Annotated in this window: 14 protein-coding genes; 8 read left to right on the forward strand and 6 right to left on the reverse strand. The window is 36.9% G+C overall.

The genetic code is table 11. The annotated features are described in order from the left end of the window. Positions 1 to 28 precede the first annotated feature (28 nt). Positions 29 to 238: a helix-turn-helix transcriptional regulator gene (locus ACIQXP_RS21875; RefSeq protein ID WP_387507725.1), complete on the reverse strand. Its 210-nt coding sequence runs from the start codon at positions 236 to 238 to the stop codon at positions 29 to 31. Between the two features lie 422 nt (positions 239 to 660). On the opposite strand from ACIQXP_RS21875, the gene ACIQXP_RS21880 reads away from it, so the two are divergent. The 3 genes from ACIQXP_RS21880 to ACIQXP_RS21890 are packed head-to-tail and all read left to right on the forward strand — an operon-like array spanning position 661 to position 2,574. Next, complete coding sequence (locus ACIQXP_RS21880) at positions 661 to 1,251, forward strand: RNA polymerase sigma factor (RefSeq protein ID WP_387507722.1); 591 nt, start codon at positions 661 to 663, stop codon at positions 1,249 to 1,251. A 2-nt stretch (positions 1,252 to 1,253) separates the two neighbouring features. Beyond that, positions 1,254 to 1,475 carry a hypothetical protein gene (locus tag ACIQXP_RS21885; RefSeq protein WP_387507720.1) on the forward strand — a complete coding sequence of 74 codons (222 nt, stop codon included), beginning with the start codon at positions 1,254 to 1,256 and terminating at the stop codon, positions 1,473 to 1,475. A 1-nt stretch (position 1,476) separates the two neighbouring features. Beyond that, entirely contained in the window at positions 1,477 to 2,574 is a 1,098-nt protein-coding gene (locus ACIQXP_RS21890; RefSeq protein ID WP_387507718.1) for a hypothetical protein, read from the forward strand. An 837-nt stretch (positions 2,575 to 3,411) separates the two neighbouring features. Here the strand turns inward: ACIQXP_RS21890 and ACIQXP_RS21895 are convergent. The 5 genes from ACIQXP_RS21895 to ACIQXP_RS21915 all read right to left on the reverse strand — a co-directional run bounded on the left by ACIQXP_RS21895 (position 3,412) and on the right by ACIQXP_RS21915 (position 6,783). Next, the gene (locus tag ACIQXP_RS21895; protein ID WP_387507715.1) at positions 3,412 to 4,386 is read right to left on the reverse strand and encodes a DUF5712 family protein; all 975 of its coding nucleotides are present in this window, start codon (positions 4,384 to 4,386) and stop codon (positions 3,412 to 3,414) included. 1 nt (position 4,387) lies between these two features. Continuing rightward, positions 4,388 to 4,936: a BfmA/BtgA family mobilization protein gene (locus ACIQXP_RS21900; protein WP_387507712.1), complete on the reverse strand. Its 549-nt coding sequence runs from the start codon at positions 4,934 to 4,936 to the stop codon at positions 4,388 to 4,390. Positions 4,937 to 5,244: 308 nt separating this feature from the next. Next, positions 5,245 to 5,553 (reverse strand): hypothetical protein, encoded by a 309-nt coding sequence (locus ACIQXP_RS21905; protein WP_387507710.1) that lies wholly within the window; start codon positions 5,551 to 5,553, stop codon positions 5,245 to 5,247. Beyond that, complete coding sequence (locus tag ACIQXP_RS21910; RefSeq protein ID WP_387507707.1) at positions 5,550 to 5,810, reverse strand: helix-turn-helix domain-containing protein; 261 nt, start codon at positions 5,808 to 5,810, stop codon at positions 5,550 to 5,552. The genes ACIQXP_RS21905 and ACIQXP_RS21910 overlap by 4 nt, the downstream gene beginning before the upstream one ends. A 211-nt stretch (positions 5,811 to 6,021) precedes the next feature. Then, complete coding sequence (locus ACIQXP_RS21915) at positions 6,022 to 6,783, reverse strand: hypothetical protein (RefSeq protein ID WP_387507705.1); 762 nt, start codon at positions 6,781 to 6,783, stop codon at positions 6,022 to 6,024. A gap of 570 nt (positions 6,784 to 7,353) precedes the next feature. On the opposite strand from ACIQXP_RS21915, the gene ACIQXP_RS21920 reads away from it, so the two are divergent. The 5 genes from ACIQXP_RS21920 to ACIQXP_RS21940 form a co-directional block, all read left to right on the forward strand. Further along, positions 7,354 to 9,600, forward strand: coding sequence for a S41 family peptidase (locus tag ACIQXP_RS21920; RefSeq protein ID WP_387507702.1), 2,247 nt, complete (start codon positions 7,354 to 7,356; stop codon positions 9,598 to 9,600). Between the two features lie 53 nt (positions 9,601 to 9,653). After that, positions 9,654 to 10,820, forward strand: a complete 1,167-nt coding sequence (locus ACIQXP_RS21925; protein WP_387507700.1) for a lanthionine synthetase LanC family protein — start codon at positions 9,654 to 9,656, stop codon at positions 10,818 to 10,820. A gap of 135 nt (positions 10,821 to 10,955) precedes the next feature. Continuing rightward, on the forward strand, positions 10,956 to 11,270 hold the full coding sequence (locus tag ACIQXP_RS21930) for a hypothetical protein (protein WP_387507697.1): 315 nt from the start codon (positions 10,956 to 10,958) through the stop codon (positions 11,268 to 11,270). Between the two features lie 63 nt (positions 11,271 to 11,333). After that, a complete protein-coding gene (locus ACIQXP_RS21935; protein WP_387507695.1) occupies positions 11,334 to 12,515 on the forward strand; it encodes a lanthionine synthetase LanC family protein in 1,182 nt (393 codons plus the stop codon). A gap of 5 nt (positions 12,516 to 12,520) precedes the next feature. Beyond that, the coding region (locus ACIQXP_RS21940) for a lantibiotic dehydratase family protein (protein WP_387507692.1) at positions 12,521 to 14,361 on the forward strand (1,841 nt) is incomplete at its 3' end.

The raw sequence follows: 14,361 nt of genomic DNA on the forward strand, positions 1-14,361 counted from the left end.
ATGGAGTTAAAGGTCACCGATAGCTCGCCTATTTTTTGATTGAAATGAGCAAATCTCCAGCCTGAGTATCTAGATATATAGCAATTTCAAACAATCTTTTTATTGAGGGTTGGGCTGAATTTGTACACCAACTGGAAACAGTTTCGGGTGCTATCTTTAAAGCATCGGCCAAATCCTTATTTGTCTTTCCCTTTTCGGCCAGTACCGATTTGATGCGATTATAGATTGTTTTACTCATTGTAGCTGTCGTGAAACAAATATAAGATTAGAAAAATTATGTTTTAATCGCATCAAATAATGCTATAAGTCAATAAAATATGTTTTTAAATTTTTAAATTTTGCTTTTACATTATTAATTTTTAGTTTTGAAAAAAATGATAATAAATTAAAGTTATACTTTTGCAATCCGAGAACTAGAAGGATTGCATACGAGCCTCGCAGCTAAATCTGGTAAATTTAATCTCAGCGAGCGTAAGTGTAGCAATGCCACCCTATACAAAATAGGGCTGGTGCTCGCTTATGTCTGTTGTTGAGATCCAATCCGTAAGGTTTGGCGGTTTACCAGAACCATGCTGCAGCGTACTAAGTGAGTTACCAGCCCTATTTAATCTGGTAAATCCTAAGTTGAGGCTTATTTGATAAACATTAAATAAGGCCAGCATGCAATCAACTAGGGTTTCAGCCGTATCAGATCAGAAAAAATATTTCAACAGATTCAAGGAAGGTGATGAAAAAGGATTTGAATTCTTTTATAATCGGTTATACCCGTGGGTATACTTCTACGGCTTTAAGTACATCAAGGATGATATCAGTGCGGACTGCATCGTAAGCGAAGCTTTCCTCAGGCTCTGGTTATGCCGGAAAAATATTAGCTGTCCCGAGCACATCGAAACCTTCCTGAGAAAGGTTACTGCTGATGGTTGCAGGGCATATTATAAAACCAATGCCAACAATTTCCAGCGCAGTATGCTTAGACTGGATGGAATAGAAGATTATCAGGATTTTATTGGTGGTTACAATCCGGATTACGATTTGGAAACTGATGTCGTTTATTACCATGAGCAATGGGAAGAAGAAAAGAAACAATGGGAGAGAGTAGAGGCTATTCTGCCCAACCTGAGCCCCGACCACAGCTTTTTATCCGCCTCTGCATCAAATATTCTTTTGACTATCCACGTATTGCTTGGCATATCGGTGGTATTTCCGATTATCAGGTGGCAAGAAAGGTTGAGTGCACACTTGAATGTCTGAAAGTGCTTATAAGCGATACTGAAAAATTCAATAAACTAGAGAATACCAGTAGATTCAGTTTCGAGGGAGAGGTGAGCGAAGAAGAATCCATAATCCTCAATATGCGCTATGAACTTCAATACAGCTTTAGCGAAATCGCAGAAGCATTAAACCTTGACCAAGGCCATATACAGCGGTCATTCGCCGCAGCTTCGCTCAGGATCAAAAAAAACAGGGCCAAATAATATGGAAAAGAACATGATGATCATAACCCGAAAGATACAGCTTCGGATCGATTCCGTTGATAAGGAAATGGTAAAGCAGACGCTCGGACAGCTTTACGGTTGGCAGACGATCTGCTACCGGGCGGCCAATATGATCATGAGCCACCAGTTTATACAGGAACAGGTGAAGGACTTTTTCTACCTGACCGAAGAGATCAAACTAAAGATTGCCGATGCAAAAAAAGAGGAAAACGGCATATTAAAATCCTCGCGGCAAAATACTACATACCGATTGCTTTCCGACCATTTCAAGGGGCAGATACCAACAAACATACTGAGCAACCTCAATAATACGCTGATTGCCTATTTTAATCAGGAAAAGGATGCCTACTGGAGAGGTGAAAAATCCCTGCGCAATTACCAGCGTAACATACCGCTGCCCTTTGGCGCAGAGATCATCTGCCGTTTGTCTAGGACGGCCGACAACCGTGATTTCACCTTTAAGCTTTTCCAGATCCCGTTTAAGACATACCTTGGAAAGGACAGGTCGGGCAAAAAGAAGATATTTGAGCGGATGATCAACGGCACATTAAAACTTCGTGCAAGCCAAATACAACTTGATAAAGGGAAAATATTTCTGCTCGCATCCGTACCGATAGAAAAAGAACATCATTCCCTTGACCCTGCGGTCATTGCCGAAGCTTCTCTTTCCATCGAACATCCGGTAACGGTAAAGATCGGGCAACATGAACGTGTAATCGGCAATAGGGAAGAGTTCCTCCACCGCAGGCTGGCTATACAGGCCGCAGTAAACAGGGTTAAAAGGGCAGTACCCTTCAACAGTGGCGGTCACGGCAAAAAAAAGAAAATAAAAAGCGTGCAAGATTATAGGCACATGGAAAAACGCTACGTAGAGCAGAAGCTTCATGTTTATAGCCGAATGCTGATCGATTTCTGCATTAAGCACGGCGCTGCAACGCTTCTGCTCCTCAACCAGGAAGAGAAAGAGGAACTCGCAAAGGAAGACCATTATTTGCTGCACAATTGGAGCTATTACAGCCTTAAGGAAAAGATTAGCTACAAGGCAGCATTGGCAGGCATACAGGTCATCACCGAATAGATAATGAAGAGGTTGTTTGCATAACCGTAGGGTGGGACTCTAAGTGCTCACAAGCCCACAGATAGGGCATTGCAAAGGCGACTCTCATGTCAGAAATGATGAATGATTTTGATGGCAAACGGTCTCCAGATCGAGAGGGATAATTGTAGAAATATCGAGATAAATCTATTAACGCCCGGTCAGTTATAGAGGAAAGTTCAGCTATGATAATGCAAAAGAACGCTCATAGTTGACAATAGAATTAAAAAGAGGTTTTTTGCAAAACCGTAGGGTGAGACTGCTATGTACTCACGGGCCTAATACCTAGGCATGCAATGGCGGGCTTCGTGTGAGAAACCGAGAGCGATATTGATATCAGGCTGTTTACCTATCAGTTAGTAGCAAAATATTAGAGTATATTTGGTAATGATGCGCTTAGTTATAAATGAAAGCTCAGCTATAATGTGGTACAAATAATTATATAGACTACGATAAAAAAAAGAGAGGTTTTTTGCAGAACCGTAGAGTGAGACAGCTATGTACTCATGGGCCTAATTACAAGGTATGCAATGGCGGATTTCATGTTAGAACAGATGGAATAAAACCGTAGAGAAAAAGTTAAGCTTTACGATTACGTATATAAAAATTGGGAGCTTTTTGAAAACCATAGGGTAGGGCAGGGATGACCCCGGCCGGGATGTTGAAATATCATCCCAATTCTAATATATAAGAGATGCTGCTGTTCCTCAAGTTTTTTCCGTAAATGCAAAAGCAAAAACCAGCGGCGGGCTAAGTGTCAAGGGTTTTTGCAGGCCGCAGATGCGCGGGGGGGGAAATCTATTGTCCATAGTAGTCCGGTTACCTACTAATTCCCTGATTTTGCCCTTTGCGTTTTTTCTTTCTCTTCTTTTCAGCCTGGTCAACTGAACCTGGCCCGAGAGAAGAGGGATAAACAGGTTCCATCATGATTTCTATAAAACCCGAAACCGTTTTTCCCACTGTCTGTAGCAAATCATTTGTGCTATTGAATAGTCCCAACGATACATCCCCTGCCAGTCTGTTAGTAAACGAATTGGCATTGTTGTTTTGTGCATTCCCAAATTCTAATAGATCCAGCTGCTCTCTCTGCGCAATATTTCCGTTTTGTTGGATATTGGCAAAGGCAAGTGTTTCATTTAACTTCCTGTCAAAGCCAAACAGTTGATCGAAGAGCGTTTCACCTGACTGCTTAAAACCTAGACGGTTAAACTGGCCCAACTTCTTCGAGTGTTCCAGGTTTTTCCCCCTGGAAGTGTTCATCGGGCTAAGCTTTAGCTTGTTATTTATATCCTTACGGCTAACAATTATCTGTATGTGCATCTGGTTGCCGCCTTTAATCTCGCCACGTTTTTTATCACCATTAACAACTTCTTTGTCCTTATAAGTGTAATAGCGGTTGTTTTCTATTTTTCCAAACCATAAAAGGTCTTTCGCCGAACTAATCCCGTCCCGTTTGAAGTTTTTAGCATATTCGTCCATTATCTTTTCGGCAAAGAACTTCATCTGGTCTTTTACCCCAGATGCCCCAAACACATCCGTAAGGTGTTTCAGTTCCTTTTGGCTTGGGCTAATGTTGATCAAAAAAAACTTTGCATCAGTCTTGCAGAGTTTTGCAATATTGTTGTCTATAGAGCGCCTCACCTCATAAGGTTCTATGTTGGCTGCGGTATGGTTAAACCAGTTTTCCGGTTCATTCTTGTTAAGGAGCCTATTTTCTTTCTCAAGATAATTAACAAGCTCTCCGCTGCTGGCCTTATTTTTTGCCGTTGCACTATCTGTGATATTAATAAACATTTTAAAGAAGTTCTATCTGTTTACGTGTCAGTTTTGCGAGTTCCTCTTTTTCCTTCGAAGACGTCATCATGTTAAAAGAGTCCCTTTCTTTAATGTAATTGTTCAGGAGAAAAAGAAACCTTTCCTTCAACTTCTGCTTGGTTTCCATTTTAATTTCTATTCTTTCCACTGACATATTCAGGGCGGACAGGTTTTTCGCCTGTGCCAACTGGTTTCCGATAACCTCATCATTATGTTTCAGTACCTGGCCATTAAAACAGTCCACGATCTTTTTCAGCGTTTCGATCATTCTTACCGCATCCCTTTTTATCGGTATGAGCAGCTCTTTTTCCTGTGTTTTGATAAATCCTATATATTCCTTTTGGCCTTTCAGTATTGTGTTTTTTAAAAGCTCGTCATTAAAATCGAGCGGATCCTTTTTGCTACGGTAGAAGTAATCAATCATCTGAGAGAATACCTGCCGTTTCGACCTCCCGAGTTTAAGCGCTATCTTTTCAAATTTGGCATCATCCTGCACCGAGTATTTTACCGTTCTCAAACTTTGCTGCATATCCGTATATCTGTTTAGCTTTATATCCTGTTATTTTGGACTCCTAATGGAATCCCTTTTTTAAGCCTCATGATCATTCAATAAAGGCAAAGAACCCCTGGAGGGTTCTTTTAAACCCGTTTGCGTAGCACACGGCAAGCAAAGTAGGGCTCTGCCCAACTTCCGCTTGCTCCTTTGACTGAAAATGAAAAAGGACCTTTCTGCATGATCCAAAATCCCCTCAAAGTTTAGATTCAACACTATCCCGGAGATATGTAGATATTTGAATAGGTTGATGTCTATATATCTCACAAATCAATTTAGAAACTTTATTTTGGTTCTGACCACCCGACCAGGCTTCCTTTCTGCGGGTGGAAAGATGGCTGATAGGTGATATATCCAAAAGCAATCAGTTCCCGCATGCATTTATGATAGGTGGCAATCGAGGCTACCTTTGAGAGAGCCATCAGTTTTCTCCTTGTAACTGAAAATGGCTCTCGGAAAGCGTTATGCTGCCAGCATATAAATATTGCGGTGAGGATACTGATGTGGGTTGATAGCAATCTGCTGTCCGATTCCAATTGTGCAATCCTGGAAATGCTGAAACCTTCGTTTCTTTTGGTTTCTTCATCAATCATTGATTTCCCTCAAGCAGCTTGGTTATATCCTCCATCTTATAATATATCATTCCGCCAATCTTAGTATACCTCAGTGTTCCGTTTACTCGAAGGTTCTGCAGGGTACCTGGTGAAATGTTGAGCAGCTTTCGCACATCAACACTTTTTAGCCACTGCCTGTGTTCAGTTTGCCCCGGTCTAATAAGCTCCCTGATCTCATTTAGTATTTCTGCTTTTAAGTTTTTTAGATCCTCTTTTGTGATAAGTTCTACATTCATTTTATTCCTCCTTAATTGAATTTGAAAACTGCATGATGCTTTAGCAGTCTTTCTGGAACAAAGAAATGAAGATAGAATGTTTTTCCATTACCACGCAGATCTGCATGGTAATTTGGTGAGGTATCAGACTAAAATTTATTGGAGTAAAATTACCCAATATTAGTTTACACCAATTAATGCATTCTGATATTGACTATTTGAGTTAAGATTCTCAATTTCTTTTTTTTACTCCTTTGATCTCAAATAGATGTTGATCTAAAGGTATGGCGGATGAACGGCTGCCGGGATTTCGTCTGTCCTTTGGGAAATATCGTCGTACACGGTTAAAGTCGATTTCTTCATTTTCCTCCCGGAAATATCTGCATATAAGTTTGACCCACACAATTTGAAACTCTGTAAAAACTATTTCCCTCCCGGTAGGAAGTTTGATATCCTGCATCTGGATACACAGATCAAGAAAGCTAAGAAGACCGCCCTTGGGAATATTTATATATTGTTTAGTTTCGAGATTGGTCGCTATTTGTAAATCTGACTTTAACTTTACTATTTGTTTCTTTAGGGCGAGGATCTCAGACTCCTGTTTAGCAATCACCGAGTCATTAGACTTGTGTACATTCCATTGATCCAACGAGATCAAGAGGATTGTAAATTTTCTTAAGTGTTCAATTTCCCTCTGCGTCCTGGCGTGGTTTTGTCCATAGATATCTCTACCCATTAACACTTTCAATTGCCGCTCGATAATCTCCCAAAGGTGTTTAAAGAAAAGCTCTTCATTAACATCAGCGTTGTTCGCCAAATAATAATTCAGATGGTGATGGTAAAATTCATTTAGGCGGGTTTCATGTATTGCAAAAATCCTCTTGAAAAAATGTTTTAGGAAATGCGAACGCTTCCAGGTAATTGGGTTACCAACATCTAATGTGTCTGCCGCAAAATCAAAACAGTCACGAGGCCTGAAATAATTAATACTCATAATTATCGTTTATGTCAATCTATAGTGCGTTCAATTATTTAGGTCACATTAGCTTTATTCATTTGGTATGAGGCAAGTTAATGTTACTATGTGTCCCAATTTACAATAAACAATATCGAAACTAGAACTTAAAGTTGAAGAAAAAATTACTTTTATTGAATTAAACTTTTTTCTGCATTTAAATCATCATAAATTTGAAAAGAACCATCTTTATAAATAGATTATCATGATTATACAATCGTTGTTTTAATTTTTTTAAAATCAAGTGGTGCACTATGCGGTACATATTTTTTAAAGCAAGAGATTGAACTCACAGAATTTTTTAGAAAATTTTTATAGTGTAGAAAAAATTGTTGGGAGAGGCGGGGGTAAACGAAGGGTGATTTGTAATCAGATAAATTTGGCGCAAGTAAATTAGTCTACGTACACCTCCATTTGTTGGCATGGCGCATACTTAATTTATTTGAGACAGAAAAACTTATGAACAAATTTGATCTCATACTCATAATAGCGGGAATTATTTTTATTAAAAACTAAAGGCTATTTTTGAATCTGTATATAAATTTAGAGATGAGACTTTATAAACTTCTTTTATTCATAGTTATTTTATCTTGCGGATGTGATTTTGTTAAGAAAGAGAAACCAAATTATAATTTTGACTTTGAAACATTAAAAAACAAAAATACATTTTCAAATTGGGAGGTCGAAAATAGCTTAGAGACTGAGATAAATGGCTTTGTGACGCACGATTCATCGAGTTTGAAGGGGCGATATTCTGCCTTGTTAGTAAGTGGAGCAGATAATAATAACATTATACTAAAGCAGTTTATTAGGATCCCAGAGAATTCGCGACGAGTCCTATTTAAGGGTACCCTTAAGGAGGATGTTATAGGAGGATATGCGAGTCTTTTAATCAATTTTGAGGATGAACTTGGGGATGAAATGTTTGAAAAACCAATCATTAGTGAAAAAATCATAGGCAAGAAATGGAAAGATTATAAAATTAGTTTTCCTGTGCCCCAAGGAGCAAAAAAGATTTTAGTAGGAGCCCAAATAGCTGGCAAGGGTAAGCTCTGGGCGGATAATTTAAATTTATTTGTTGATGACATTAACATTCTGGACAATAAAAACAATGTCCATTTTGATGCCGATTTTGATAACGAATTTCGCGATAAATCAGGTATAGAGAATTTAAAGATCAACCAGAATGACGTCCATTTTTATGCAAATTTGGGGATGATCTGGGGATTTTTAAAGTACTATCATCCAGCCATAATAAAGGGGAAATATAACTGGGACGCAGCATTATTTAGATTGATCCCGAAAGTTTCGAGACTAAAATCCGATGATTCAAGATATGCTGTCGTCGAAAGGTGGATAGATGGCTTAGGGCCAATACCGATAAAAAGTAAAAGCAATAAAACCAATAGCAAAGATGATCAAGCTAAGCCTGACTACGGTTATATTTTTTCTAAACATAACTTGCCAAAATCGCTTGCTCTAAAATTGGAAAATATTCGTGAAAATTATCAGATCTCCTCAGAAAGTTATTATATAAAACAAGCCGATCGCATAGGGAACCCGATTTTCACAAACGAACTGAAGTATAATAGAGAATTATACCCCGATGCAGGATTGAGGTTACTGTCCTTATTCAGTTATTGGAATAAAATACAATATTTTTACCCTTATAGACCTTTTATAAATGACTGGAACAGCAGACTATCGAAATACATTCCGGAATTTTTGAATGCAAGAAATAAAGAGGAGTATCTTATTTGCTGTCTTAAACTAATTACGACCCTTAACGATTCACACGCCATTATAGGCCACCCTAATGAATTATTAGATTCGATAAAAGGGACAAATTTCATGCCAATCGAAATGAAATTCATTGAGAAAAAATTAGTTGTGATATCAAGCTATGAGGATGTGAAGGTCAATAAAACGCCATTAAAAAGAGGAGATATTATAACTCATATAAACGGTATTTCCATTGATGAATTATATCACAAATATATTCCTTTAACCCCAGGCTCTAATATCTCCGTAAAGGAAAGAAATTTAGCGTCGGTAGACGGCTTTTTGTCCAGATCTCATGAGGGTTTCGCTTCTTTAAATTTTAAGCGAGAAAAAAAATCATTTAAAACAAGGGTTAGATGTTTTAAAATCAAGGATTTAGAGGTTTATCTTCGTAAATATTTTAGTAGAAATGCAGTGGTACAAGGGTATAGACTTATCAATAAGAATATCGGTTTGATCAATGTTAATAATTTGAAAAACAATGATCTGCAAAATGTCATTAAATTAATGAAAGATACAAAAGGGATAATTTTCGATTTTAGAACAGCTCCAGCTATTTTTATGCCATATACCTACGGAGCATGGGTAAAAGCAGATGTTTCGCCTTTTGCAAGGGCATCAAAAATTGATATTAATCTGCCAGGTAAAATAGTATACTCAAACTATTTTTCAAATGGTGATTTTTCTTCAAAAAATTATATGGGTAAACTATTTTTTTTAGTGAATTCAGAAACTCAAAGTCAAGCTGAATTTACGGTTATGGCATTAAGATCTGCAAAAAATGCTTATGTTGTAGGGAGTCAGACAGCAGGCGCAGATGGGGACATATCAAAAATCTCTCTCCCAGGTCGGATAGATACCTATATCTCGGGAACTGGTATTTATTATCCAAATCTTATTGGAACACAGCAAAAAGGGATTAAAATTGATTATGAGGTTAGTCCCACCATTAACGGAATCATCAAAGGTAATGACGAAGTTCTAGATTTTGCCATAAAAAAAATAACAAATTGAAGATCTAGTCACTAAAGAATTTTGAACCTTCAAACATTAGATAATTCAGTACAATGGAAAATCAGTTAACATCCGAAATAAAGCACATTTTAAGATTTATTTTTGACACATTGGATACACCTTCATTTTCCGACAACTCGCTGATGAACGGAAAAGCCGGGCATATTTTATTTATGTGTAACTACTTGAATTATCATAATATAAATGAAGACCAAAAATTTTCAGACTCTTTTGGTAGGTTAACTGAATCCCTAAATTTTATCACCTATCCTGGCCACTGTACAGGCCGATCTGGGATAAACTGGCTGTTTTCCTATCTTACCTTTAATAATATTCTAGAAAAAAAAGATAATTTGATCATTAGATTTAAAAATGATGAACTCCAAATGGAGTGTATGCGCCTTGCCCAAATGGGGAATTATGGATTTCTCCATGGAGCTATTGGTGTTGCTTATGCTATACTAAACTCTACAAACCTATCTAATAATGAGAGTTTTTTCGTGGATTTATTTCAGCGCATCCGCACGAATCTTTTAGAAAACAATGGATTGGTTCATCATTTTGATTTTAGTATTTTGAGTCAGGATTTAACTAGAGTTAATTTGGGATTAGCTCATGGGATAACAGGAATCATAAAGTTTTGTATTGAATGTCAGCGAAGAGGGGTATGCAAAAATGAATCTGCATCACTTTGCAAGGAACTCGTTCTCTATTTAAGGAAAAACGTAAATCAGAACCATAGTGTTTCTTATTTTCCAAAAATGATAAATACGCGAGCTAAAAGTGAAGAAATCAATAGCAGGCTTAGTTGGTGTTATGGGGACTTGGGAATCTCCTTTATTCTGTATCAGGTAGGTAAATGTTTTAAAGATACGGAACTCATGTCTTTCGCTGTAGAAATCCTGGAAAAGCACGCCATTAATATTGCTAACAATAATGAGATTAATGACATAGGGCTATGCCATGGAAGGGCTGGAATTCTACATATTTTCAATAAAATGTGGTTATTGACAGGAAGATTTAGCTTTAAGGAAGCAAGTACTTTTTGTGTAAAAAAAACATTAAAGGAATTTAATCAGATTAAAAGTAGATTGACTATAAAAGAAACCTCAAATATTGATGACTATTCTCTCATATTTGGCTCCGCCGGAGTTGGACTCGCTTTGCTTTCTTACATAAATTCCGACACAGAATGGGATGATTGCTTTTTTTTAAACTAAAAATTTGGTTGATTTAAAAGAAGTATTTATATTGTGGCTGTATTTGTACTTCGTGGTCTAAATTATATCAGATTAATGTAAGCAAAAAAAAGCCTATTACTACAAAACAATATATACTTATTAAATCTCTTCAAAATGAAAAAACTCAAATTAAACGCAAAAAAATTAGACTTAGGGAAAAAAACTGTAGCGAATTTAACCAAGGAAGATTTACAATCTTTCTTAGGGGGTAATACACCAGTAGCTTCTGGCTTTACAGTTTGTAATGATTCAGTTGCTTGTTCAACCAATACACCTTCAGGAACAAGCATAGGTACCCCATGTAGTCCTGGCGACTGCGTTGGCGGCGGTGGTAGTGGAACATCTCAGTGTGCAAGTTCGCATACTCTAGATTTTGCGTGTATTGCTGGTGGTATCTACACTCAAAGAGGCGCTGCAACCTGCTGTTAAATTCTATCTTTTAACTTATTAAGGGCAAGAATTTTTAAAATTCTTGCCCTTAATCTATAGTCTATGACTGATATACTGAAGGATAATCATCAAATAATTCAAATACTTGAGAAGATTTATAACGGGCTAGATGACGAGCGTAATTCAAATTTTGGCCTGCTAGGCGGGGAGGCAGGCAAGCTTTTATTTAAATACCATTATCTAGATTTTATTGGGGAGTTAGAGCAGTCTGAAAATTTTTTAGTTGATTTAGAATATCTCTTGGAAAATTTACAGAATTCTGTTCTTACTGGTTTTTGTAATGGAAGTTCTGGCGTGTTATGGCTTTTATCATACCTTTTAAAGTCTGGAGTGTTAGATGATGAAGTGTATGATTTGATTTCACATAATTTTAACATTTACAAACGGGAATGCTTAGCTTTTATAGGGAGTGGTAACTACGACTTTCTTCATGGCGGGTTAGGAATAGCTTTCTTCATTTTGTATGCGGAAAATCAAATTGATCATACTTTTTTTTCTGTAGTATTCCAAGGTTTAAACAGTTTGATAGATGAGGAATTGGGAATGATACCTCATTTTGATTTTGATGATTTTGAACTAGATAATGGTAAAGTTAATCTGGGACTGGCTCATGGAATCACCAGTGTTTTGAAATTTTCTATAGAATGTTATAATAAGAATGTTTGCCAAGTGCAATCACTCGACTTATCCCAGAAAATAATCCGTTATTTGATGCTAAATGTAAATTCTGACACGTCATTTAGCTTTTTTCCAAATGTAATTGTAAAAGGGAGTGAATCTCAGGTCTCAGGAAGGCCTAGCTGGTGTTATGGAGATCTTGGAATTGGTATAATTCTTTACCAAGCTGGCGATAGCTTTAAGGATCAAAAGCTCCAAAAATTCTCATTAAATATCTTAAGGAAGCACTGTTTGCAAACTTCTTACGAAGCCTCTATCCTTGATGCTGGACTTTGCCACGGAAGCGCAGGTTTATTTCACATTTACAATAGAATATGGAAGCTAACTAATGAAACAGTTTTTGAACAGGCAAGTCTTTTTTGGTTAGAAAAGACGATTGGATACACTAAATTCTCAGGTGATTCTTGTTTTTACGATAGGTACCTACCGTCTGATGGTTATGAGAAAAGCTATGCAATTCTAGATGGAACAGCGGGTGTTGGCTTGGCTTATTTAAGTTATCTAACAGGAAAACATCATTGGGACTACTCTTTAATGTTAAATTGAATTACATGATACATTTTAATAAAGTTCTGATTAGAACACCGACATTTAGTTTAGATAGCAAAAATCCAGAACTTACAAACCTTCCTGATACTTTTGAAGAGGGGCTTTTTTTAGCCTCTCCTAGTTATTTGGAGGAAATAATGAAACATACTAAATTCTCCAAACCTAAAGATAGCAAACTAGAAAACACGTTACATAAGTACTGGCTCAGAAGTATCTCTCGATGTACTCCTTACGGGACATTTGCAGGGGTTTTTTTAGCTGACATAACTGAAGGAGATTCAAGTTTAGTACTAGGAGAGCGGAGCCATCACAAACGTTCTGTTAGATTGGATATGAATACACTTATAATGCTAATAAAGTGGATCGAAAGCCAAGAAAAAATTAAAAGTCAGCTTCTATTTTTTTTGAATAATAGTTTATATGAACAAGGGGGTGAATTTAGATACGCTGAATATGTTTTTATTAACGGACGAAGAAAATATGGACTAGTTTCTATTAAAAAAACGACTTACATTGAAAGAATATTGGAGGAGGCAAAAGAGGGAATCTCTTTTGAAGACATTTGCGGTATCCTGATTAAAGAGGAAAAGGTTACCGATGACGATGCAAAAAGTTTCGCAAGCGAAATCATTTCTTCTCAAGTTTTGATATCTGAGTTAGAGGTTACTATTACAGGAGAAGATCCCCTAACAAATTTACTGGAGCAAGTTAAGAGGTTCAAAGGGATATCGGATATACAAAATCACATTTCAACGCTTGTAGCCTTTTTTAAAAGTGAAAAATTCGGTGTTGACCATTATAATGAAATTGAAAGTTACCTATCAACAATCTTTGACAAGCCAATAAAAAACTCACTACAGGTCGATCTGTTTCTCAATACCGAATGTAGGAAAATCAATAAGGATTTGATTGAGACCATATTTCAACAAATTAAGAAGTTATCATGCTTTGCTAGAAAAAATAAAAACTCCAGTATTGAAGAGTTTAAGAAACGATTTGATTTAATTTATGAAAGAAGCGAGGTATCCCTTGTTCAGGCACTTGATTCTGATACTGGCATCGGTTATGCTGGCATAGATGATAATACAGGAAACCCATCTGAATGGATTGATAAGCTGACTCCGTCTCCGAGTGTATCGTCGAATCACTTAAATGAATTTGATTTCATTAAAGAATTCTCGCTTAAAAAGTACGAGGATTATATTTTAGGTAAAAGAACAATTATTGAAATTTTGGACGAAGAATTAACAAATTTCGAAGATAATAACAAACTACACGTTTTTCCTGACAGCATGTACTTAATGGGAAGTCTCTTTAATATTGTTGAAAATCATGATGTCCCAATTTTATTTAGCCTTTTAGGAGTTGGGGGGCCATCTGCGGCAAATTTAATCGGTCGATTTACCGCTAGTAGTAATGAACTAAAGGGCTTATGCTCAGAAATAGTCACAAGTGAAGAAGCATTAAATCAAGAGGCCATTTACGCTGAAATCGTTCACCTACCGGAAGATAGATTGGGGAATGTATTATTACGCCCACGTCTAAGACAATACGAGATTCCTTATTTGGGTAAATCTGGAATCAATGAGGAATTTCAGATTCCTATTGATGATATTATGATCAGTATAAATGATGGAAAAGTACTGCTCAGAAGTAAAAAACATAACAGACAAATTATTCCAAGGCTAACAACTGCTCACAACTTTCAAAGTGCAAGCAATCTTCCAATTTATAAGTTTCTTTGTGATTTGCTGGATATTCCGAGAAAAGTTTACCAGTATTTCCGCTTTGAAACCTTACCAGGTTTTCCGACGCAAAGGTTACCAGCGACAGCTGGTTTATT

This window comes from Pedobacter suwonensis, assembly GCF_044762335.1.
In the GTDB taxonomy this organism is placed as follows: Bacteria; Bacteroidota; Bacteroidia; order Sphingobacteriales; family Sphingobacteriaceae; genus Pedobacter.